At 73.2% G+C, this 18,604-nt stretch carries 17 protein-coding genes; 1 reads left to right on the plus strand and 16 read right to left on the minus strand.

Annotation, left to right across the window (positions count from 1 at the left end; all coding sequences use genetic code 11):
* Position 1: 1 nt before the first annotated feature.
* The 3 genes from PV364_RS03330 to PV364_RS03340 form a co-directional block, all read right to left on the minus strand.
* Entirely contained in the window at positions 2–2,341 is a 2,340-nt protein-coding gene (locus PV364_RS03330; RefSeq protein WP_319658072.1) for an FHA domain-containing protein, read from the minus strand.
* A 48-nt stretch (positions 2,342–2,389) separates the two neighbouring features.
* Positions 2,390–3,865: an SDR family NAD(P)-dependent oxidoreductase gene (locus tag PV364_RS03335; RefSeq protein WP_319658073.1), complete on the minus strand. Its 1,476-nt coding sequence runs from the start codon at positions 3,863–3,865 to the stop codon at positions 2,390–2,392.
* 163 nt (positions 3,866–4,028) lie between these two features.
* Entirely contained in the window at positions 4,029–4,271 is a 243-nt protein-coding gene (locus tag PV364_RS03340; protein ID WP_319658074.1) for a hypothetical protein, read from the minus strand.
* Positions 4,272–4,423: 152 nt separating this feature from the next.
* On the opposite strand from PV364_RS03340, the gene PV364_RS03345 reads away from it, so the two are divergent.
* The gene (locus tag PV364_RS03345) at positions 4,424–6,247 is read left to right on the plus strand and encodes an AMP-dependent synthetase/ligase (protein WP_319658075.1); all 1,824 of its coding nucleotides are present in this window, start codon (positions 4,424–4,426) and stop codon (positions 6,245–6,247) included.
* 13 nt (positions 6,248–6,260) lie between these two features.
* Here PV364_RS03345 and PV364_RS03350 read toward each other — a convergent pair whose 3' ends face one another.
* The 13 genes from PV364_RS03350 to PV364_RS03410 all read right to left on the minus strand — a co-directional run bounded on the left by PV364_RS03350 (position 6,261) and on the right by PV364_RS03410 (position 18,588).
* Entirely contained in the window at positions 6,261–7,133 is an 873-nt protein-coding gene (locus tag PV364_RS03350) for a serine protease (protein WP_319658076.1), read from the minus strand.
* A 138-nt stretch (positions 7,134–7,271) separates the two neighbouring features.
* The gene (locus PV364_RS03355) at positions 7,272–7,820 is read right to left on the minus strand and encodes a hypothetical protein (protein WP_319658077.1); all 549 of its coding nucleotides are present in this window, start codon (positions 7,818–7,820) and stop codon (positions 7,272–7,274) included.
* Between the two features lie 42 nt (positions 7,821–7,862).
* Complete coding sequence (locus PV364_RS03360) at positions 7,863–8,819, minus strand: lysophospholipid acyltransferase family protein (RefSeq protein ID WP_319658078.1); 957 nt, start codon at positions 8,817–8,819, stop codon at positions 7,863–7,865.
* Positions 8,819–9,601, minus strand: coding sequence for a GNAT family N-acetyltransferase (locus tag PV364_RS03365; protein ID WP_319658079.1), 783 nt, complete (start codon positions 9,599–9,601; stop codon positions 8,819–8,821). Before PV364_RS03365 ends, PV364_RS03360 begins: the two co-directional genes overlap by 1 nt.
* A 136-nt stretch (positions 9,602–9,737) precedes the next feature.
* Positions 9,738–10,289: a MarR family winged helix-turn-helix transcriptional regulator gene (locus tag PV364_RS03370; RefSeq protein ID WP_319658080.1), complete on the minus strand. Its 552-nt coding sequence runs from the start codon at positions 10,287–10,289 to the stop codon at positions 9,738–9,740.
* Positions 10,290–10,303: 14 nt separating this feature from the next.
* Complete coding sequence (locus tag PV364_RS03375) at positions 10,304–11,830, minus strand: FUSC family protein (protein ID WP_319658081.1); 1,527 nt, start codon at positions 11,828–11,830, stop codon at positions 10,304–10,306.
* 138 nt (positions 11,831–11,968) lie between these two features.
* Entirely contained in the window at positions 11,969–12,931 is a 963-nt protein-coding gene (gene egtD / locus PV364_RS03380) for an L-histidine N(alpha)-methyltransferase (protein WP_319658082.1), read from the minus strand.
* Positions 12,928–13,683: an ergothioneine biosynthesis protein EgtC gene (gene egtC, locus PV364_RS03385; protein ID WP_319658083.1), complete on the minus strand. Its 756-nt coding sequence runs from the start codon at positions 13,681–13,683 to the stop codon at positions 12,928–12,930. Before egtC ends, egtD begins: the two co-directional genes overlap by 4 nt.
* A 28-nt stretch (positions 13,684–13,711) precedes the next feature.
* The gene (gene egtB / locus PV364_RS03390; RefSeq protein ID WP_319658084.1) at positions 13,712–15,043 is read right to left on the minus strand and encodes an ergothioneine biosynthesis protein EgtB; all 1,332 of its coding nucleotides are present in this window, start codon (positions 15,041–15,043) and stop codon (positions 13,712–13,714) included.
* Entirely contained in the window at positions 15,040–16,320 is a 1,281-nt protein-coding gene (egtA, locus tag PV364_RS03395) for an ergothioneine biosynthesis glutamate--cysteine ligase EgtA (RefSeq protein WP_319658085.1), read from the minus strand. Before egtA ends, egtB begins: the two co-directional genes overlap by 4 nt.
* 563 nt (positions 16,321–16,883) lie before the next feature.
* Positions 16,884–17,258, minus strand: coding sequence for a thioredoxin (gene trxA / locus PV364_RS03400; protein ID WP_319658086.1), 375 nt, complete (start codon positions 17,256–17,258; stop codon positions 16,884–16,886).
* 367 nt (positions 17,259–17,625) lie between these two features.
* Positions 17,626–18,081, minus strand: coding sequence for a universal stress protein (locus PV364_RS03405; protein WP_319658087.1), 456 nt, complete (start codon positions 18,079–18,081; stop codon positions 17,626–17,628).
* 9 nt (positions 18,082–18,090) lie between these two features.
* On the minus strand, positions 18,091–18,588 hold the full coding sequence (locus PV364_RS03410; RefSeq protein ID WP_319658088.1) for a MarR family winged helix-turn-helix transcriptional regulator: 498 nt from the start codon (positions 18,586–18,588) through the stop codon (positions 18,091–18,093).
* Positions 18,589–18,604: the final 16 nt, after the last annotated feature.

Genomic DNA, 18,604 nt, shown 5'->3' on the forward strand with positions numbered 1-18,604 from the left:
CTCACCGTCGCATGACGGCCGGTTCCTGCTGCCGCAGCAGTCGTACGACGATGTACGCCATGACCGCGGACAGGGCGGCCATCGCGCCCATGTCCAGCGCCCACACCCAGGGCTCGGGCCGGAACAGCGGGTCGGAGGTGATGCGTCCCGGCACCAGGGCGCCCAGATCGAGCGTGGCCGCCATCGCGGCCAGCCCCCAGCGCGCCGGCACCAGCCAGGAGAACTGCTCCAGTCCCGGTACCCCGTGCAGCTTCAGCAGCGCGCCGCAGAAGACGACCTGCACCAGGGCGACGAGCACCAGCAGCGGCATGGTCACCTCCTCCTTGCGCACCAGCGCCGAGACCACCAGCCCGAGCATCATCGAGGTGAAGGCCAGCAGCGCCGCGGCCAGGGTGAGCTCCAGCAGCGGGCTGGTGAACACCCCGCTGCCGCCGCCGGGTCTCAGCCGGACCCCGACGAGCGCGACCATCGTCAGGACGACCGCCTGGACGACCGTGATCGCGCCCAACACCGCGATCTTGGAGCAGAGATAGGCCGACCGGGACAGGCCGACGGCACGCTCGCGACGGTAGATCACCCGCTCCTTGACCAGTTCGCGCACCGCGTTGGCGGCACCCGTCAGCACCGAGCCGACGCACAGGATCAGCAGCACGTTGAGCGTGTTCTGCTGCGTCAGCGCGCCGCCGGCCAGGGCGCGCGCCATGCCGCCCATGACGAACGGCAGCGCGACCATGATCGCCAGGAAGGTGCGGTCGGCCGCGAGCGACGCCGAGTAGCGGCGCACCAGCGTCCACCACTGGCCGCGCCAGTGCTGGGGTTTGGGCGGCACCAGGGCCGGGCGCGGGGCGGGACCCGGCGGTTCCAGCTGGTCCATCGCGTCGGTGACGTACTCGTCGTGCAGCGCGGAGGACTCGTACTGGCCCGCCCAGTCCCGGCGCCGCTCGTTCTCGAACGCCTCGAAGGCCTCCGGCCACTGCCGGAAGCCGAAGAACGGCAGGGTCTCGTCCGGCGGTCCGTAGTACGCCATGCGCCCGCCCGGCGCCATGACCAGCAGCCGGTCGCAGACCTCCAGGCTGAGCACGCTGTGGGTCACCACGACCACCGTGCGGCCGTCGTCGGCGAGGCCGCGCAGCATCGTCATCACCGAGCGGTCCATGCCCGGGTCCAGGCCCGAGGTCGGTTCGTCGAGGAAGAGCAGGGACGGCTTGGTCAGCAGCTCCAGTGCCACGCTCACGCGCTTGCGCTGGCCGCCGGAGAGGGTGTGGACGGGCTGGCCCGCGCGGGCCTGCAGCCCGAGTTCCGCGATCACCTCGTCGACCCGGGCCTCCCGCTCCCGCTGCGCGGTGTCACTGGGGAAGCGCAGTTCGGCGGCGTACAACAGGGCCCGGCGAACGGGTAGTTGGAGGTGAAGGATGTCGTCCTGCGGCACGAGGCCGATGCGCTGCCGCAGGTCCGCGTACTCGCGGTAGAGGTCACGGCCGTCGTAGAGCACCGTGCCCTGGTCCGCGGGGCGCAGCCCGGTCAGCGCGTTGAGCAGCGTCGACTTGCCGGAGCCGCTCGGGCCCACCACGGCCAGCAGGCTCTTCTCGCCGACGGGGAAGGAGATGTCGTCCAGCAGCGTCTTGCCGCCGTCCTCCACCGTCACCGACAGATCGCGGACGCACAGCGCCACTTCACCGGTGTCGGTGAACAGCTGCAGCTTGTCGCCGACCAGCCGGAAGACCGTGTGGCCGACGTCGATGATGTCGCCCTGGTGCACCGTCGCCCGCTCCACCGGCTGGCCGTCCAGGTAGGTGCCGTTGTGGCTGTGCAGGTCGACGATCTCGTAGCCGCCGCCGGCCAGCGCCCGCAGTTCGGCGTGGTGCTGGGAGACCAGCAGGTCCTCGACGACCAGGTCGTTGTCGGCCGCGCGCCCGATGTGGATCGTGTGGTCGGGCAGCGGCCGCACCGACGTCGGCCGGCGGAAGGTCCCGGTGGCCAGCGGCGAGGCGATCGGCGGCGGCCGGTAGACCGGTGCGGCCGAGGCCCGGGTCAGCCGGGCCCAGGGGCCGGTCAGCGGATGCCCGAAGCGGACCACGCTGCCCGCACCCACGCCCCACTGGCGGACGTTCCTGCCGTCCGCGAAGGTGCCGTTGGTGCTCCCGGCGTCCTCCAGGACCCACTGCCCGGCGACCGTGCGAAGGACGGCGTGATGCCACGAGACCCGGGGGTCGTCGAGGACGATCTCGCCGTCCGGGTCACGGCCGACGCGGTACATCCTGCCCGGGACCAGGACCAGGCTGTCCCCGGCGGTCTCCAGCACGAGTTCGGGCGCGGAGGGCGCGAGTCGGCGCTCAGCCACACCGTCGATCGTAGTCGCGCCCGGCCCGTCGCGCCCGGCCGTACGGCCTCACCAGTCGGTCGGCGCGTAGTCCTTGAGGAAGACGCCGTGCAGGTCCTCGCCCAGTTCGCCGCGGACGATGGGGTCGTAGACCCGGGCCGCGCCGTCGATGAGGTCGAGCGGGGCGTGGAAGCCCTCGTCGGCGAGCCGGGACTTCTCCGGGTGCGGACGTTCGTCGGTGATCCACCCGGTGTCGACGCTGGTCATCAGGATGCCGTCGGTCTCCAGCATCTCCCGCGCGCTGGTACGGGTCAGCATGTTGAGGGCGGCCTTGGCCATGTTGGTGTGCGGGTGGCCGGGGCCCTTGTAGCCGCGGCTGAACTTGCCCTCCATGGCGGAGACGTTCACCACGTAGGTGCGGCGCGCGGGGGAGGCGGCCATGGCCGGGCGCAACCTGCTGACCAGGATGAACGGGGCGGTCTCGTTGCACAGCTGCACTTCGAGCATCTCGACCGGGTCGACCTCGCCGATCCCGCGGCTCCAGCTGTTCTCCGGGTCCAGGTCGGGCACCAGGCCGCCGGCGTCGATCGCGGTGCCCGCCTCGATCCGGGCGAGCGAGGCCGAACCGCTGACCAGTGCCAGTTCGGTCACCTCCTGGGCGCGCGCCGCGCTCTCCTGGCGCGGGCCGGGCAGGGCCGGCTGGGCGCCGCTCCCGAAGGTGCCGAAGACCTCGGAGGCGGGCAGCTCGCCGGCCGGCAGCGGCGCGGACTCCGCGGCCACCAACTCGGCGTACGCCTGCGGCGAGCGGCGCACGGTCTGCGCCGCGTTGTTGATCAGGACGTCGAGCGGGCCCTCGGCGGCGACCGCGTCGGCCAGCGCCACGACCTGGGCCGGGTCGCGCAGGTCGATGCCGACGACCTTGAGCCGGTGGATCCACTCGTCGCTGTCGGGCATCGCCTTGAAGCGGCGGATCGCGTCGGCGGGGAAGCGGGTGGTGATCGTCGTGTGCGCGCCGTCGCGCAGCAGGCGCAGCGCGATGTACATGCCGATCTTGGCCCGGCCGCCGGTCAGCAGCGCGCGCCGCCCGGTCAGGTCGGTGCGGGCGTCGCGCCGGGCGCGGTTGAAGGCGGCGCACGACTGGCACAGCTGGTGGTAGAAGGCGTCCACCTCGACGTAGCGCTGCTTGCACACGTAGCAGGAGCGCGGCCGCTGCAGGACGCCGGCGATCTCGCCGAGCACCGACGAGGAGGGCAGCAGGCCCTGCGTCTCGTCGTCGATCCGCTCCGCGGAGCCGGTCGCGGTGGCCTCGGTGACGAACTTGTCGTGGGCCGTCTTGGACGCCCGCCGCTCCTGGCGGCGGCGCTGCTTCACGGTCCGGTAGATGCCCGCCGTGGCCTTGCGGACGGTGATCGCGTCCGGGTGGTCCACGGGCAGCTCGTCCAGCTCCCGGAGGACGCTGAGGCACAGCTCCAGGCGTGCCGGGTCGATGCCCGGGACGCCCTCCCACGCCGTTGCCGTGCCTTGCTCGTTCTCGGTCGCCGTCATGCCCGCCGTCGTTCCCTGGTTCGTGTGTTCCCGCTGCTTCCTGGGGAACTGTACGAAACCTGGCGGCGCACGGCCAAAAAGGCGGCGGAACCGAGGACTTTGGTCCCGGGCTCCCGTCCCGTGCGGTCGCTGCGCGTGACCGCGCGCGGCCGGTGCGCGGCGGTCACTCCAGGGGCGCGGTGGCCTCGCTCTCGTACGCGTAGTCCCAGGGCTCGTCGGCCATGTGCTCCAGGCGCTTGTAGTACGCCGCGCTGTCCGGCCACGCCTGGTGCAGTCCCGCGTCCTGCACGGTGATCGCCATCGGGTCGTACAGGATGCCCTCGGGGGGCTGCCCCCCGGCTACCAGGGCGATGCCGAGTGTCAGACCGTCCCCGGGGCCGCCGTGGAGTCGGATCCTGGTGGTCATGGAGGTCACCTCCTCATCCCATGATCTCTCGTGATCGGCCGGCGGGGGAGGTTTGGTGAAGAAGCCCCGTCCCGACCGGCTGCGGGCGGACAGTGCGTGAAAGATCCGTTACCTTACGCTCCGGCCCGCTCCAACCCCCACGAGGAGCTCGCGTGCGCGCCTTCAGTCTGCCCGCGCTGGTGCCCGCGACCCATGTCGGCGGGCTCGCCGACGTGCTGTTCGAGGACGCGGCGCGGACGCCGGACGCGGTGCGGCTGGGCCGCAAGGCGGACGGGCGGTGGGTGGATGTGACCGCCGCCACGTTCCGTGACGAGGTGATGGCGCTGGCGCGGGGGCTGCTGGCGCACGGCGTACGGTTCGGGGACCGGATAGCGATCATGTCGCGGACCCGGTACGAGTGGACCCTCTTCGATTTCGCCCTGTGGACCATCGGGGCGCAGCCGGTCCCGGTCTACCCGACCTCCTCGGCCGAGCAGCTGCGCTGGATCCTGCACGACACGGGGGCGGTCGGCTGCGTGCTGGAGCACGAGGACCACGCGATGACCCTCGGCTCGGTGATCGAGCACCTGCCGGCCGTGACCCGGGTCTGGCAACTGGACGACGGCGCCGTCAAGCAGCTCATGGCGGACGGCGAGCGGGTCGCCGAGGACGTGGTGCACCGGCACCGCCTGGCGGTCACCCCGGACGCGGTCGCCACGGTGATCTACACCTCCGGGACGACCGGCCGCCCGCGCGGCTGCGTTCTCACCCACGGCAACTTCATGGCCGAGTGCGACAACGTGATCGCCCAGTGGCGGCCGATCTTCGAGACCGGCACCGCGGAGCCGCCGTCGGTGCTGCTCTTCCTGCCGCTGTCGCACGTGTTCGGCCGCATGATCCAGGTCTGCGCGGTCCGGGCCGGGGCGCGGCTGGGCCACCAGCCGGACATGTCGGCCGCGGCGCTGCTGCCGGATCTCGCCGAGTTCCGGCCGACCTTCCTGCTGGCCGTCCCGTACGTCTTCGAGAAGGTCTTCGACGCCGCGCGGGGCAAAGCCGAGGAGGGCGGCAACCTCGGTGCCTTCGACCGGGCCGTCGACGTCGCCGTGCGCTTCGCCGAGGCCCGCGAACGGCGCGCCCTGGGCACCGGTCCCGGGCCGAGCGCGGCACTGCGTGTGCTGCACCGGCTCTACGACCGGCTGGTGTACGCCAAGGTGCGCGAGGCGCTGGGCGGCCGGGTCCGCAACGCGGTCAGCGGCGGCTCGACGATGGGGCGGCGGCTGGGACTGTTCTACGAGGGCGCCGGCGTGACGGTCTACGAGGGGTACGGCCTCACCGAGTCCACCTCCGCCGCCACCGCGAACCCGCCCGGGAAGGTGCGTTACGGCACCGTCGGGCATCCGGTGCCCGGCACCTCGGTGCTGATCTCCGAGGAGGGCGAGATCCTGCTGCAGGGCCCGACCGTGTTCTCGGGCTACCTCGGCGACCCGCAGGGCACCGACGAGGCGTTGCGCGAGGGCTGGCTCGCCACCGGCGACCTCGGTTTTCTGGACGAGCACGGCTATCTGACCATCACCGGCCGCAAGAAGGAGATCATCGTCACGACCAGCGGCAAGAACCTCTCGCCCGCCGTCCTGGAGGAGCGCGTCCGCGAGCACCCGCTGATCGAGCACTGCCTGGTCATAGGCAACGACCGCCCCTTCGTCACCGCCCTGGTGACGCTCGACGGCGATGCGGCGGCGCGCTGGCTGCGGTTGCGCGGCAGGCCCCCGGCCGGGCTGCGGGAGTTGGTGCGCGACCCGGAGGTGGAGGCGGAGGTGCGGCGCGCGGTGTCGGCGGCCAACACGCGGGTGTCGAAGGCGGAGTCGATCCGCGCCTTCCGCGTGCTGGCCGCCTGTTTCACCGAGGAGGAGGGGCTGGTCACCCCGTCGCGCAAGCTCGTCCGCCGGGCCGTCGAGGAGGCCTACGCGGCCGAGATCGACGCGATGTACCAGCGTTGAGCGGCGCCCGGCATCACGGTTTGGGGAGCGTGCACCCCGCGAGGCCGAGGTCGAACTGGTTCCCGGTGGTCACGCACGCGCCGATGCCGTACGTCTCCTCGGCGTAGTTGATGCCCTGACGGACCGTCACGGTGCCGTTCTGGTCGACCTCGCAGGGGTTGTTGAGGGTGCACCGCGCACCGTCCTCGTTGCCCGTGTTGTTGATCGCCACGACCTTGCCGGTCGAGGTGTCGATCACGGGCGAACCGGAGGTGCCGCCGATGGTGTTGCACGCGGAGGTGTAGCGGACCGAGTCCTTCCAGGTCCAGTCGCCCTCCTTGAGCCGGTACACGAAGCCGTCGATGGCGCAGGTGTAGATGGTCTTCCAGTAGCCGGAGACCACCTTGATCGCGGCGCCCTGCACGGGATGGGCGGCGGAGAGCTCCAGTGCGGAGATCCCGTACGAGGACTGGATCTGCGCGTAGGTGCGGTTGAGCTGGTAGACCGATATGTCGGTGTCGGTCATCGTCGCGTAGGCGAGCTTGGTGGCCCGCAGCGTGGCGACGTTGCGGCCCGAGGCGTTGAGCAGTCCGAAGGTGCGGGTCGAGGACTGGTTGAGCAGCACCTCGCCGGGGTCCAGGAAGCCGCTGGTGAGGCAGTGACCGTTGGACAGCACCAGTGCGGGGTCGCTGGAGGCCGAGGCCGGGAAGCGGATGAGCGAGCCGGAGCAGTTGCTGAGCGACACCGTGCCGGCGAAGTTCACGGTGACCGCGGCGGGGGCCGCGGTCCGCACACCGGTGGCGTCCCGGCTCGTGGCCGAGGCGGGCGCGGTGGACAACCCGAGGCCGGCGACTGCCGCGAGAGCGGTCAGGACAGCCGCCAAGGCACCTCTGAGAGGTCGTTTCATGTGGGGGGTCCTCTCGAGACCGAAGTTCTTTCGGTTTTGGCATGCACATTGTCATGACTCGAGAGGGCCCGTACAAGAGGGCATGGCACGGCGGCGCCGCGGCGACGGACCTGCCGTCGCCGCGGCCCGGCAGCGCGGTCAGCGGCAGGTGTTGGGGTGGCCGAAGTCGACGACGAACCGCTCGGGGCCGTGCAGCCGCTTCGTGGTCCAGGACGGCTTCGAGGTGAACGAGGTGCCGAACGTGACGACGCCCTCGAAGTCACCTGTCAGGGCGAGGCCCTTGAGCTTCGGCAGCCTCAGGGCCGTCAGCCGGGGCCCCTTGTAGGTGTTCCCGCCCGCCGCGTTGTGGGCGGCGGCCGGCGACAGCTTGATCTCGACGAAGTACGTGCCCGCGAGCGGCACTTTCCTCCCCGAGTCGTCGTAGCGCAGTCGCGTGACGCGCTTGACGGTGGTGGGCGGCAGGGCGCCCTTGGCGTCGATCACGAGCCGGTCGTACGTGCAGTGCGTGGCCGTCCGGGCGTTCGTGATCCGGGTCGTGGCGTTCGTGGCGTTCGTGGCCTTCACGGCCGTGGTGCCGGAAGCGGCCGGGGCCGCCCCCGCCGAGGCGGAGGCGGGCACCGCGGCCACGGCACCGGTGAGCAGAGCCAGACCCGCGGCGGCTGCCGCGAGTCGGTGGTGTCGGCGCATGGCGTCCCCCATGGGAGCGACGGTTCCGGGAACCGGTTGTCGCTAGGGAAGACTCGCGGCCGGCTCGCTCGGTTGCACGACGGGGGAGGGGATGACGACCGGGGCCGTCACCTCGACCAGTTCGATCACCTCGACGGGTTGTGCCGATGCGACCGGTGCGAGCGGCGCGGGCTGCCGCGCGGCGGGCACCTCGGCCCGGTGCGCCGCGCCGTGCGCCGCCCGGGCGAGCGCACGCCGGTCGTGCCAGGTGCCCGCGGTGATCGGCGCGAGCACCGCCACCTCCGCGGTCAGGCCGCGGCCCGACACGACCCGGCGCACCGAGTCCATCAGCGTGTCCGCCCCGACGAACGCCGGGGCGGTGCTGCGCGTGCCGTCCGCCAGCCGGTAGTCGATCCGCAGGGGCTGCACGTCGGCACCCGCGTTCAGCGCGGCCTGGAACAGCGCCCCGCGGAAGCGGCCCTCCTCGCGGCCGCACCAGGTGCTCCCCTCGGGGAAGGCGACGACCGTCGCCCCGCCGCGCAGCGCCTCCGCCACCTCGGCGACGGTGTCCGGCAGGGTCCGGAACCGCTCGCGGTCGATGAAGATGGTCCGCCCGAGCACGCACAACGGGCCGATGACCGGCCAGCCCCGGATCTCCGCCTTGGCGACGTTGCGTCCCGGGATGACGGCGGCGATCAGCAGGATGTCCATCCAGGACACATGGTTGGCGACCACCAGCAGCCCCCGGCCGGGCTCGCGCGCCGCCGGCGGGGCCGGCACCCGGATCCGCATGCCGAACGCGGCCGCCACCGACCGCATCCAGGCGCGGACCAGGGAGTCACGCAGTGCCGGGGGGCACAGCGCGGCCACCGGAACGGCCAGGACGACACCGATCAGCAGCACCACGAGCGCGGCGGCGTAGCGCACCAGCCTGCTCAGCCGGCCCACCAGGGGAGCCTCACCGGTCACGCACTCCTGCGGGGTGCAGGGGGAGACCGGCGACCACCACGTGGCGGCCATCACGAGGACCCGAGGGAGCCGAGCGAGCCGAAGTGGCGCAGGTAACGCTCGTCCGTGCGCTCCAGCGAGAGCAGGATGAACAGGTCGGCGACACCGAACTCCGGGTCGTGGGCGGGCTCGCCGCAGACCCAGGCGCCCAGGCGCAGGTAGCCGCGGAGCAGGGCGGGCAGCGCGGCGCGGGCCGGGCGGGCCAGGCCCGTCGGGTCCCAGGGGCGGTGCGGCGTGACCCGGTACTCCTCGGGGGCCATGTACTTGGCCGAGACCCGGTCCCAGACGCCGGCCGCCGTCGAGCCGCCGTCGGCGAGCGGCACCGAGCAGCAGCCGGCCAGCCAGTTGTGGCCGGTGGTCGCCATGTAGCGGGTGATGCCGCCCCACATCAGCGCGACGACGGCACCGTCGCGGTGGTCGGGGTGCACGCAGGAGCGTCCGACCTCGACGAGGTCGTGCTGGATGGGGGCGAGCCGGCCGAGGTCGAACTCGGTCTCGGAGTAGGTGCGCCCCGCGCGGCGGGCGTTGGCGGGGGTCAGTAGCCGGTAGGTGCCGACGACGTCGCCGGTGTGGTCGTCCTTCACCAGCAGGTGGTCGCAGAAGGCGTCGAGGGCGTCGATGTCCAGGCCCGGTTCGGGCGTGTCCAGCACGGCTCCCATTTCCCCGGCGAACACCAGGTGCCGCAGACGCTGCGCGGCCCGCACCTCGGCCTCGTCCTGGGCGAGGCTCACCGAATAGCGGGGACGGTCGCCTACGTTGTCGACAACGGGCGCGAGTTCGTACGAAGCGGTCATGGCGCGATTCCCTGGTCAGGGGGACGGGGACACCCCTATCTGTCCCGTCGGCGCCTTGCCTTGGCATGTCCTCTGCGGAGCGTGGAGATGTGCGCTCGCTGAATCACTGGGGGTGCGGTGCCGGTCGGTGCCCGCTTCACCCGGAAAGCGCGCCCAAGCGGCCTTCGAGCAGCAGCAGGAGTTCGCCGAGGGTTTCGGCCAGCCCCTGGCGCGGGCCGTCCGGCAGGCCGGACAGCAATCCCTCTTCGTACGCGAGCTGTTCGGGCAGCAGGCGATCCACGAGCGCCAGGCCGGCGGGGGTCAGCCGCAGGTGCGAGACCCGGCGGTCCCGGTCGTCCGGGCGGCGGCCGATGAGGCCACGCTCCTCCAGCAGCTTGATCCGCTTGGTGATCGCCGCTCCCGAAGCGAAAGTTTCACGTGCCAGACGTCCGGGCGTCAATTCACCGCCGACGCGGCGCAGCGCGCAGAGGATGTCGTACTCCGGGCGGGTGAGGCCCTCGCGGTTCAGTGGCGCGTCGACGGCGAGCTGCAGGAGCGCGGTGCACCGGTTCAGGCGCCCGATCACGGCGACGGGCGCGAAGTCCAGCTCCGGGTGCACGTCCTGCCATTGGCGCAGCACCGTCGCGACGGCGTCCTCCACGCGCGATGTCCTTCCTCGGTCCGCCGGCGGCTCCGGCGGCGTCCGCATGATCGTACGCGTCGTCAAGCCGGGGTGACGGACCGGCCCGCGCCGCGGCAGCCGGCGAGAGCCAGGTGGCCGCGCCGTTCCGCGTCGGTGATCCGTTCCTCGGGCAGGGGGCCGCTCCACCACTCGCCGGAGGCGGTGTCGACGGCCTCGCGCAGTTCCAGCAGCGCCGCGGTGAGCCGGGGCTCCCGGGGCAGCCGGGCGGCGAGCTCGCCCTCCAGTCGGTCCAGGGCGGCGCCGACCCGCCGGCCGGCGTGCCGATTGGGCACCGCGAAGCACACCGCGAGCCCGGCCACCGCCCCGACGAGGGTGTCCACCCAGCGGTCGGTGACCAGCGGGCCCGCGGGGCGGGCGCCCGCGAACTCGGTCATGACCATGGCCATCGGCGTCACGAACGCACTGGCCAGCCAGTAGTTGCGGGCGATGGTGGCCTCAGCGGCGACATTGCAGGCCAGCGCGGTCGCGATCAGGGCCACCGCGCCGGTGGTCGTGAACGGCACGAGCAGGGTGAACAGCAGCACCCCGAGCAGATTGCCCACGACGCGCTGCAGCGCCCGCTGCCAGGACAGTGTGGTGTTGGCGGCGAGGACCGCGGCGGCGGTCACGACGGCCCAGTACGGACGGTCCACGCCGAGCGCCATCGAGGCCCAGCCCGCCACCGCGCTGCCGAGGCCGACCCGCAGGCCGATCGGCAGCAGGTGCCGCGCGGTCGGGCCGTGGGCGGGCGCCGGCCTCACGGGGACGTCCGTGCCGCCGGCGGCGCCCGGGTCCGGCAGGGTCCGTGTCGTGCGCAGTTCCCGGGCCCAGGCGGTCAGCCGGGGGGTGCCGTCGGGTCCGGCGGCCCCGGCGCGTGCCAGCAGGCGCTCCAGCCGCGCGCGGTGGGCGCTCGCCCCGGCGGCCCGCAGTGTGTGCCACGCGGCGTTCCCGGCGGCGGTCGCCGCGTGCCGGGCCCGTGCCGGGCTCCCGTCGCCCGCCAGGACGTGCGCCCGGGCCTCCAGCGCACGCGCCACGGCGGCGCGCTCGGGCCCGTATGGGCGCACCAGGGCGGGCGCCATGCCCACCAGCCAGGCGACCGCCCCGCCCAGTACCATCAGCCCCACGTGTTCCGGCACCTGCGCCGGGGTCTGCGGCGCGAACGCGGCGCTCGCCGCGACGAAGGTGAAGATCACGTTTCCCGGCGGCCCGACCCGCGTCGCGTCGCACACCACCTTGTGCGCCGCGGCGAGCGCGGCGGCGACGGCGACCCGCACCGCCGTCGCGTCGGTCAGCGCGGCCGTCGTCATGGCGACCGCGCCCCCGGCCGCCATGCCCAGCACGACCAGCGCGAGTGTCCGTGCCCGTGCCGCGTACGGCAGCCCGTGCGCGTACAGCGCGCACAGCCCGCCACCCGCCGCGTAGAGCACCAGATCGAGCCGTCCCAGGGCCAGCAGGACCCCCTCCACGATTCCCACGGCGACGACCACGCTGACGGCCCGGTGGTGCCAGAGGTCCTTGTCGGCACGGAGGCGGAGGGCGTCACGGAGGGGGTGGAGGACGGGAGGCATGACGATAAGTTTAGCAGGTGTTTTACTCGTGAAAGATATGGAGGGCGATGTGCGGCTGCCGCTGCTGCCGCAGAGCCGGCGCACGCACGAGGCGGCGGTCAGGTGCCAGGGCACTCGACCGCCGCCTCGGCTGCGGGATCAGGCCGGGAAGGCCAGCGAGAGCGCGAAGCGCGACTCGCTGTCGGTCCACCAGTGCTGGAGGGCGAGGCCCGCGGCGGCCAGCTCCGCGCGAACGCCTTCCTCGCGGAACTTGGCGGAGATCTCGGTGCGCATCTCCTCGCCGCGCGAGAAGTCGACCGTGAGGTCGAGCGCCGGCACCTTCACCGTGACGTTCCCGCGGGCCCGCAGCCGCATCTCGATCCACTCGTGCTCGCGGTCCCAGAGGGCCACGTGCTCGAAGTCGGCCGGGTCGAAATCGGCGCCGAGCTCCCGGTCGATCACGGACAGCACGTTCTTGTTGAACGCGGCCGTGACGCCCTGCGCGTCGTCGTATGCGGCCACGAGGGTCGCCTCGTCCTTGACCAGGTCCGTGCCGAGCAGCAGCGCGTCGCCGCGGGAGAGCAGGGCGCGGACGGAGCCGAGGAAACGGGCGCGCTCGTCCGGCAGGAGGTTGCCGATGGTTCCGCCGAGGAACGCCACCAGGCGCGGCCCCGGGGTCTGCGGCAGCGCGAGGCCGTGCTGGAAGTCGGCGACCAGGGCGTGGACGCTCAGCTCCTGGTGGTCGGCGAGCAGGGCCTCCCCGGCGCCGCGGAGCGCCGACTCGCTGACGTCGACGGGCACGTAGGTCAGGGGGGTGCCCAGGGCGTCGATGAGCAGGCGGGTCTTCTCCGACGAGCCGGAACCGAGTTCGACCAGGGTGCGGGCCCCGGTCGCCCGGGCGATCTCGGCCGCTCTGGCGGTCAGGATCTCCCGTTCGGCGCGGGTCGGGTAGTACTCGGACAGCCGGGTGATCTCCTCGAACAGCTCGCTGCCGTGGGCGTCGTAGAACCACTTGGGCGGGAGCTGCTTGGGGCTGCGGTTCAGCCCGTACGCCACGTCGGAGCGCAGGGCGGCCGCCGTGGCGTCCGCGGGCAGGGTGCGAGTGAGAGTGAAGGGGCTCACAGGTGCGGCTCCTTGAGCGGGATCAGCAGGACCTCGGTGGGATCGCCGTACAGCAGATGGCGGTCGGGCACCTCGGTCCAGCGGGGACTGTCGTCGTACGGCTCGGAGGCCACGACGACGCTGCGGCCGGGTTCCGCCAGATACCAGAGGGTGTCCCCCCAGGCAGTGGCGGCGATGGAACGGCCGTCGCTGAGAAGGAAGTTGAGCCGGGATTCGGGGGTCAGGGCGGCGAGCCGGCCGACGGTGTCGGCCAGCGCCTCGTCGGGGGGCGCCCCGGCTCTCAGCCGGTGCAGGGTGAGGGCCCAGGCCAGCGCGGAGTCGCAGCGTGCCTCCAGGGTCAGCAACTCCTCGGCCGGCAGCGAGCGGGCGGCCTCGGCCACCGAGTGCGGCCAGCCGCGCAGGGCGCCGTTGTGGCTGAACAGCCACGGGCCCGCCGTGTACGGGGCGGCGGCGGACTCGTCGGCGGCCGATCCCTCCGTGATGTCGCGGACCGCGCCGAGCAGCGCGCCGGACCGCGTCACCCGGCACACGTCCGCGAACGAGGGGTCGTCCCAGATCGGCCCGGACCGCCGGTAGCGCGCCGGGACCGGGTCGCCCGGCGCGTACCAGCCGAGCCCGAAGCCGTCGGCGTTGACCGTGCCGTACTTCTGGCGGCGCGGCGCCCACGACTGGCGGTACAGCGAGTGCGGGGGGTCGATCACGACGTCCCGCAACGCCACCGGCGGCCCGATGTAGGCGATGTGACGGCACATCAGGGGGCCGTCCCGTCCCCGGGGGCCGTCACGCCGTCTCCGGACGCGCGTCGCGGGCCGTGCGGAAGCCGGAGAAGATCTGCCGCCTGATCGGGTAGTCCCAGTTGCGGAAGGTGCCCCGGACGGCGACCGCGTCGGCGGCGAACGAACCGCCGCGCAGCACCTTGTGGTCGGAGCCGAAGAACACCTCCGAGTACTCCTTGTACGGGAACGGGGCGAAGCCCGGGTACGGCAGGAAGTCGCTCGCCGTCCACTCCCACACGTCGCCGATCATCTGCCGGACGCCGAGCGGCGAGGCACCGGCCGGGTAGCTGCCCACGGGGGCGGGCTGCAGATGGCGCTGGCCCAGGTTGGCCAGTTCCGGCGCCGGCTCCGCGTCGCCCCAGGGGTAGCGGCGCGAGCGGCCGGTCGCGGGGTCGTGCCGGGCGGCCTTCTCCCACTCGGTCTCCGTCGGCAGCCGGCGCCCCGCCCAGCGGGCGTAGGCGTCCGCCTCGTACCAGGACACATGCAGTACGGGCTCCGCGGCCGGCACCGGCTCCGTCACCCCGAAGCGCCTGCGCAGCCACGCCCCGCCCTCACGGCGCCAGAACAGCGGCGCGAACAGGCCGTGTTCCCGCACGTGCGCCCAGCCGGCCGGGGTCCACCAGCGCTCGTCCTCGTAGCCGCCGTCCTCGATGAAGGCGGTGTACGCGCCGTTGCTCACCGGCACCGTGTCGATGAAGAACGGCGGCACGTCCCGGCTGTGCGCGGGGCGCTCGTTGTCCAGCGCCCACGGCTCCGCGGAGGTGCCCATGGTGAACGGGCCGCCGGGCACGAGGACTTCGGCGGGCAGCAGGGCCGCGTCCGCGGGAGCGGGGGCGGGTGCGGGCGAGGTCAGCGCGGCGGGGCCGCGGCGCAGCTGGTGGGTGATGAGCATCGTCTCGTCGTGCTGCTGCTCGTGCTGCGCGATCATCCCGAAGGCGAACGCGGCGTCGGTCAGCCGGTTGCCGTGCAGCGGCGCGCGCTCCAGGATCTCCAGCACCCGCCCGCGCACGTCCGAGGCGTACGCGTGCGCCTCGGCGGGCGGCAGCAGCGGCAGCGTGGGCCGCTCGGAGCGCGGGTGCTCGAAGGCGTCGTAGATCGGGTCGATGTCGGGCCGCAGCGCCTCACGGCCGCCGACGGTCCGCAGCAGCCACTGCTCCTCCTGGTTGCCGATGTGGGCCAGGTCCCACACGAGCGGCGACATCAGGGGGGAGTGCTGCGCCGTGAGCTCGTGCTCGTCGACGCAGGTGGTCAGCCCGTGGGTGCGCTCACGGGCGGTGACGAGCGCGTCAAGCGCCCGCCGTCGCAGCGCCTCGGGGTCGAGAGCGGGTGCGGTCACGAGTGGCTCTCCTTGCGTTGGAAGGCGTCGAGCAGGTCGTCGGCGGGACAGCGGCCGCGCAGGACGAAACGCTCGGTGAAGTCGGCCACCACGGCCTGCACGGCGTCGCTCGCCCCGAGCCGGGGCAGGGCCTCGCGGGCCGCGGCGAAGCAGGTGACGGCGGTGGCGTGGAGTTCCGGGTCGGCCAGGGCGTGGCGGGCGGCGCGCCGCCACAGGGGGTTGCGCGGCGCGGGGCCGGGGCCGGCCGCGTCGGCGAGCGGCTTGACCGCGCGATAGGCGATCTCCGAGGCGGCGGCGTCGTCGAAGAGCGCTGTGGCGACGGCCAGCGGCACGATCCAGCCGTCCCGGCCGGACTGCGCGTCGATCATGCGCAGCTCCAGGTAGCCGCGCGGCCGCACGGGCGGGAACAGCGTGGACAGGTGGTAGTCCAGGTCGGCGGTGGTGGGCGGCCGGTGTACCCCGCTGCGGATCCACTGCCGGAAGGTGAGCCCCTCCGGCACCGTCCACGGCCCCTCGTCACCGCGGATGCACAGCACCGGCGCGTCGAGGGCGTACGCGGTCCAGGCGGCCCGCGGATCGGGGCCGGTCGTCTCCGGTGCCAGGGTGCGGCCGGGGTCGAGCGCGGCCCACACCGCCTGCCGGGTGGACTTCCAGCCCGTGGGACGGCCGCCGCTGAGCGGCGAATTGGCGAAGGCGGCGACGAGGACGGCGCCCAGCAGATGGGCCAGCAGCCAGCGTCTGCCGAGCCCGAAGGGGCCCGGCTCCGCGGTGCCGGAGTCCAGGCAGACCTGCACCGAGGCCGTCGAGCACATCATGGACCGTCCGGCGGGTCCGGACCGGTCGAAGTATGTCTCCATGGCCGCGTACCGCGGCTCGTCGAGCAGCCGGCGCGGCCGCCGCCACGGGTCGTGGCCGTGCCCGGCCAGCGCCAGGCCGTCCTGGCGGAGCCGGTGGCGTACGGAGTCGAGGTCCGCCGCCGCGGCATTCACGCACGCGGTCAGCGAGGTGGCGGGCAGCGAGCTGAGCTCCAGCTGTCCGCCGGGCTCTGAGGTGAGCCGGGAACGGAGGAACAGGGTCCGCAGGCCGTCCACGGCGGCGGTGAGCCGAGCGGGGCCGACCGGGCGGGCCGGGTCGTGCGGGTCGTGAAGGAACCATTCCAGTTCCACACCTATGTGGCGCGGCGGGCCGGTCTTGAAACAGATGCCCTGGATGTGGTCCTCCGCCGTTGTCTCGGTGATCGGTTCGGATGTCCCCATGTGGTGACTGGTGGCGGGCATGGCCTGTACCTCCCGTCGAAGGTGGTGGTGTGTACCTCGCGTCTACCGCGTGTCCGTACCACCTAAGCCGTTCGGCGCACACCGCTCAAGAGCGCCCCGACGAACGTCCGAGATACGTAAGGTCCGCCCGCGCCGGTGGGCGTTCCTGCGTTCCGGTCATCATCAAGGGTGGACCGGGCCCCCGATCCGCGCATCCGGAGCGGGTGTATGGGCAGGTCAGAGCCTTGGGGGCGGGATCTCGGCGATGGTCGCCCGTTTTCGGCCCCGGCGGACCGGGATCGGGGCGTCCGGCGTGGTCACCCCTCTCCGCGAGGGGCGGCACGGGCTCCGGCGCTCCGGGGGGACCCGGGATCCCCGCTGTCACGGGGGCGGCTTCCCCGGCGAACGAGGGGTGAGATCCAGCCATGCGATCAGACCGGGCGCGGACAGTGCGCCCACGCGGCCGGGCCGGCGACCGCCGGGGCGGCCGCCGGCCCACGGGGCCACGACGGTAGCGGCCATGGCGCACCCCCTGTGGGGACCGTGCCATGGCTGACGCTGTGTCAGATGTCAGATGTCAGGTGTCAGGACTTCGGGGCGGACTCGCCCTCGGCGATGGACTTCCGGACCTCGTCCATGTCCAGTGCACGGGCCTGCTTGATCAGGTCCTCCAGAGCCGGCGCCGGCAGCGCTCCCGGCTGGGCGAAGACCGCGACCTTGTCGCGGATGATCATCAGGGTCGGGATCGACTGGATCTGGAACGCGGCGGCCAGTTCCTGCTGGGCCTCCGTGTCGACCTTGCCGAAGACGAGGTCGGTGTTCTCCTTCGCCGCGGCCTCGTAGACCGGGGCGAACATCCGGCACGGGCCGCACCAGGACGCCCAGAAGTCGATCAGCACGAAGTCGTTGGCGGAGACGACCTCGTCGAAGTTGTCCTTGGTCAGCTCAACAGTGGCCATGCTTCCCTTACCTGCTTCCGGGGCACCGTCGGTCGGAACCCACTGACCCTAACCGAAGGCATGAGGCCGCTATTCCGTACGACGCGCCCGCCCACCGCCCGCGGGGGATGCCGGGTGCGAGAGGGGTCCGGGCCCGCGCCGCGGCAGGCCAGGGTGGCCGCGCATGCCGTGCCGGTCACCGGGGCCCGACGGCCTCGCCCACCCCCTGGTGGCCGGGGCCGAGGCCGGGGCGGGAGGGGGCCGCGCGGCGTCCTCCTCGTTCCCGAGCCCGACCGGGCAAGGCCGGGCAGGGCCGGCGAGGGCCGGCGAGGGCCGGCGGAGGTCACGCGGACCCCGCGCCGCGGACGGCGCACCGTCGCGACAGGCCTCAGGGCACGACCGTCACCGGCCAGCGGCCCGCCTTGACCAGGCGCACCGCCACCGATCCGACGATCCGGTGCCCGGCCTTCTCCGAGGCGCCGACGACGACCGCGTCGGCCTTGAGGTCGTCCGCCGCCTTCGACAGCCCGCTGAAGGCGTCGCCCTGGAAGGTGTGGAATTCCCAGCGGACGGCGAAGGCTCCGCGCAGCCTCTGCACGGCCTTCTCTATCTCCGCCTTGAGCTCGTCGGCGATCTCGGCGGTGGCCTCCGCGACCGGCGCGCCGAACGCCGCGCCGGTGGCCAGGACCGGCTGCACGTACACGATCGCCAGCAGTGACCCCTGCCGCCGCGCGAGCCCGGCGGCGTACGCGGCCGCCCGCCACGACGACTCGCTCCCGTCCACCCCGGCCACGATCACTTTCGGGCCGTCGGTGCCCCGTTCGAAGGGCCCTTTGTCGCTCACGGTCCGAGCCTACTGGCGCGACTGCCGCGCGCGGCGCACAGGGCGCGGGGAGTCCTGGGTCGTGGCCAAATGTCCGTCCGTCAGGCGCTGCAACGCGGTGACGAACACCGTCCGCTCGGCGTCCGGAAGGGCTTCGAGGACCTCCCCGTGCACCCGGGCGGTGATCTGCTGCCCGCGGGCGACCAGCGCGCGGCCTGCGTCGGTGACCGTGATGATCCGGGCCCGGCGGTCGGTGGGGGAGGGGTGCCGTTCGGCGAGCCCGGCCCGCTCCAGCTCGTCGACGGTGACGACCATCGTGGTCTTGTCCTGCTGGGAGACCTCCGCGAGCTGAGCCTGCGTCATCATGCCCGACTGCGCGTGCAGGAGCACGCAGTAACCGCGCGGGCTGAGACCGATCTCGCCGAGGGCGTTGGCCAGGCGGTTGGTGAGCGCGTGGCTGGTGTGCTGCAGCAGGCCGGTGAGGTCTGGCACGGCGGATACGGCGGGCTCGGAGGCCGGGGAGGTCATGATCCCCAGTCTAGTC

The organism is Streptomyces sp. MI02-7b, from assembly GCF_033793585.1.
GTDB lineage: Bacteria > Actinomycetota > Actinomycetes > Streptomycetales > Streptomycetaceae > Actinacidiphila.

Excerpts from the sequence above, each read along its gene's own strand:
- egtC (WP_319658083.1), bottom strand. The coding sequence starts at position 13,683 with ATGTGCCGTCACATCGCCTACATCGGGCCGCCGGTGGCGTTGCGGGAC.
- trxA (WP_319658086.1), bottom strand. The coding sequence starts at position 17,258 with ATGGCCACTGTTGAGCTGACCAAGGACAACTTCGACGAGGTCGTCTCC.
- PV364_RS03370 (WP_319658080.1), bottom strand. The coding sequence starts at position 10,289 with ATGCGGACGCCGCCGGAGCCGCCGGCGGACCGAGGAAGGACATCGCGC.
- PV364_RS03355 (WP_319658077.1), bottom strand. The coding sequence starts at position 7,820 with ATGCGCCGACACCACCGACTCGCGGCAGCCGCCGCGGGTCTGGCTCTG.
- PV364_RS03350 (WP_319658076.1), bottom strand. The coding sequence starts at position 7,133 with ATGAAACGACCTCTCAGAGGTGCCTTGGCGGCTGTCCTGACCGCTCTC.
- PV364_RS03335 (WP_319658073.1), bottom strand. The coding sequence starts at position 3,865 with ATGACGGCGACCGAGAACGAGCAAGGCACGGCAACGGCGTGGGAGGGC.
- PV364_RS03365 (WP_319658079.1), bottom strand. The coding sequence starts at position 9,601 with ATGACCGCTTCGTACGAACTCGCGCCCGTTGTCGACAACGTAGGCGAC.
- egtA (WP_319658085.1), bottom strand. The coding sequence starts at position 16,320 with ATGCCCGCCACCAGTCACCACATGGGGACATCCGAACCGATCACCGAG.
- PV364_RS03340 (WP_319658074.1), bottom strand. The coding sequence starts at position 4,271 with ATGACCACCAGGATCCGACTCCACGGCGGCCCCGGGGACGGTCTGACA.
- PV364_RS03410 (WP_319658088.1), bottom strand. The coding sequence starts at position 18,588 with ATGACCTCCCCGGCCTCCGAGCCCGCCGTATCCGCCGTGCCAGACCTC.
- PV364_RS03360 (WP_319658078.1), bottom strand. The coding sequence starts at position 8,819 with ATGGCCGCCACGTGGTGGTCGCCGGTCTCCCCCTGCACCCCGCAGGAG.
- PV364_RS03375 (WP_319658081.1), bottom strand. The coding sequence starts at position 11,830 with ATGCCTCCCGTCCTCCACCCCCTCCGTGACGCCCTCCGCCTCCGTGCC.